Source organism: uncultured Rummeliibacillus sp. (assembly GCF_934216135.1).
Lineage (GTDB): Bacteria > Bacillota > Bacilli > Bacillales_A > Planococcaceae > Rummeliibacillus.
This window is the reverse complement of record NZ_CAKQBI010000078.1, coordinates 1-2,593: the sequence shown is the minus strand read 5'-3', so window position 1 is coordinate 2,593 and position 2,593 is coordinate 1. Positions and strand designations below refer to the sequence as shown.

At 36.4% G+C, this 2,593-nt stretch carries 4 protein-coding genes; all 4 read left to right on the top strand.

What is annotated here, in order from left to right; translation table 11 throughout:
• Window positions 1-66: 66 nt before the first annotated feature.
• Complete coding sequence (locus Q0977_RS18095; RefSeq protein ID WP_299516529.1) at window positions 67-780, top strand: HNH/ENDO VII family nuclease; 714 nt, start codon at window positions 67-69, stop codon at window positions 778-780.
• Window positions 781-798: 18 nt separating this feature from the next.
• A complete protein-coding gene (locus tag Q0977_RS18090) occupies window positions 799-1,224 on the top strand; it encodes an SMI1/KNR4 family protein (RefSeq protein WP_119415226.1) in 426 nt (141 codons plus the stop codon).
• 150 nt (window positions 1,225-1,374) lie between these two features.
• On the top strand, window positions 1,375-2,232 hold the full coding sequence (locus Q0977_RS18085; RefSeq protein WP_299516526.1) for an HNH/ENDO VII family nuclease: 858 nt from the start codon (window positions 1,375-1,377) through the stop codon (window positions 2,230-2,232).
• Between the two features lie 13 nt (window positions 2,233-2,245).
• Window positions 2,246-2,593, top strand: a 348-nt coding sequence (locus tag Q0977_RS18080) for an SMI1/KNR4 family protein (RefSeq protein WP_299516524.1), incomplete at its 3' end; no start/stop codon positions are given.

The window sequence follows — 2,593 nt, the reverse complement described above, 5'->3', positions numbered from 1 at the left end:
ATTAGAAGATATTTATACTAAACCTTGAGTGGCCGCTATAATCAAGCCTTTCTCTGATTGTCTGCAGTGGGAACAAAAGGGCTGGGCGCTGTATCAAAAACCGGAATGGCAACAACGAAAGTCGCTACTAAGGCCGGTGCTAGCAAAGTAAAAGGTGCAGCTGAAAAAATCTCTAATCTCAACTTATTGCCGTATTCCCCTAGGAATCAATTAGCCTATGCCAATGTAGGTGTTGTGCCTTACAATGTAGTGAATGGTGCTGGGGTCAAAGATCAGCTGCTTTCTATGGTGAAGGTGGAGACTAAGGGTAGCGGTAAGGGTACGGATAAAGTTACGAGGCTTAAATCCAGAAAATTATCTTCTGATCAAATTGAATTAGAGTGGTTAGCTGACAAGTATACTGCTGTAGAAGTAAAAGGAACAGTTAAAGTTGGTGGAAAAGAAGTAGAAGTATCTAGAAGAGTGTACCAAATTAAGATTGATAAAAATTATGTACCTAATAATCCGAAGGCACTAGGAAAGTCGAATGGAGAATTAATGAAAAAGGGGAAATCTCCATATATTTCAAAGGATGGGGTGGAAAGTAAAGTAGAATTACACCATTTAATTCAAAAAGAACCTGGTGGAATGGTTGAAATTGCGGAGTTAACTCATGATAAATACGATTCGACGCTACATGGTTTAGCTGAAAATGGACAGAGCTTTAGAAATAAACCAGAACTTGAAAAAATGTATAATAACTTTAGAAGTAACTATTGGAAAATGCGTGCCAGTGAATAATAGGAGTGAGTTTAATTTATGGATGAAAGAATTATTAAGATGATTGAAAATTATGGTGAAGAAGATGATTTTTTTGGAGAAGTTTCAGAAGAATATATTAATAAGGCTGAAGAAAAACTTAGAGTTAAATTTCCTCGAAGTTATCGCAATTTCATAAAAAAATATGGTTCAGGAGGAATATGTGGAGTTGAGCTTGAAGGAGTTCAGGGTAATTTAGGAGCATCTGTAGTTGATGCAACAGAGAGATGGAGAAAATTAGGGTTGGGTATGAACTTAATTGTTGTAGAGGACTCGGGAGAATTTGCTAGATGTATGTATTGTGCAGATATTAATGATAACAGAGTATTTAGTTGGGAGAGGGTCGGGACAGATTTAAACCCAAGGTATAATACATTTGATGACTATGTAATAGACATATTTCAAGAAGGAATTGATAACTGGTAAAAAACAATGAGGTTAATCCAGGGATACTTATGAATCAATTAACGGAACCGTACAAACACGTTAGTTTAAAGTGCCAGGCAGAGCGACCTGTAGCAGAACGGTGCCTACAAAGCAGGAAAAGACTTCGTAAAAGGACTATTTGATTTCGTCTTGCATCCTGTAAAAACAATAGAGAGTACAATCGATGCACTTGCACATCCAATCGAAACGTTTGACTATTTATCGATGGCGATCCGTGATTCATATGAACGAGATGTGATCAACGGAGACGCCAAATCCCGTGCGGAATGGTTTTCTTATGCATTAGGAACCATCGGACTATCCGCCGTGGGAACAAAAGGATTGGGCGCTGTATCAAAAACTGGAATGGCAACAACGAAAGTCGCTACCAAGGCCGGTGCTAGCAAAGTAAAAGGTGCAGCACAAAAAATTTCTGGTTTAGATTTATTACCGTATGCCCCTAGAAATCAATTAGCTTATGCGAATGCAGGTGTTGTGCCTTACAATGTAGTGAATGGTGCTGGGGTCAAAGATCAGCTGCTTTCAAAAGCACAAAAGGTTTCTAATACAAGCAGAGCACCATTTACAGGGAAAAACATATCAGTACCATGGTTGAGCGATAAATACACTGCTGTTGAAATAAAAGGTAAAGTTAAGGATAAGAATGAAATAAAAGATATTGATAGAAGGGTTTATCAGATAAAAAATTTAGATATTAATAGAATAGACTTAGAATCTGGAAAAACAAATCTACAATTAATGAAGAAAGGACGTTCACCATTTGCGAATGATGGATCAATCGTTAATTTACATCATCTAATTCAAGAAGAGCCAGGTACTATGCTAGAGATACCAGAAAGTTTACACAAAAAGTATTCCAAAATGCTACATGGACTAAAAGAGAACGGTGAAAGTTTTAGGAATGATCCTGTATTAAAAGCTCAATATGAGAATTTTAGAATAAGATATTGGAAATGGAGAGCAAAAGAGTTTGAAATAGAAAAATAAATGGGGTGACAAAATGGACTTTAAAACAGTTGAAAGATTTATTGAGATGTACGATGACGATGATTTTACTGGAGGGATAAGCGAGGATAAAATTTTAGATATAGAAAAACAACTTCATGTGCAATTACCAGAGAGTTATAAGTGGTTTTTAAGAAAATACGGATCAGGCGGTATATTTGGAATAGATATTCTAGGTCATGGTTTAGTAAATGCGACAGTCGTAGAGACTACTAATGAGTATAAGAAGTATTATGGATTAGAAGAGGGAATTGTAGTAATCATTCATGTAGATGCATTCGCATATTGTCTAGATACAAATAAGATGAAAAACGGTGAATGCCCAGTAATTTCATGGGATGTC

What these genes read in the sequence shown, in the direction of transcription:
- Q0977_RS18090 (WP_119415226.1), top strand. Translation starts at nt 799, where the DNA reads ATGGATGAAAGAATTATTAAGATGATTGAAAATTATGGTGAAGAAGAT.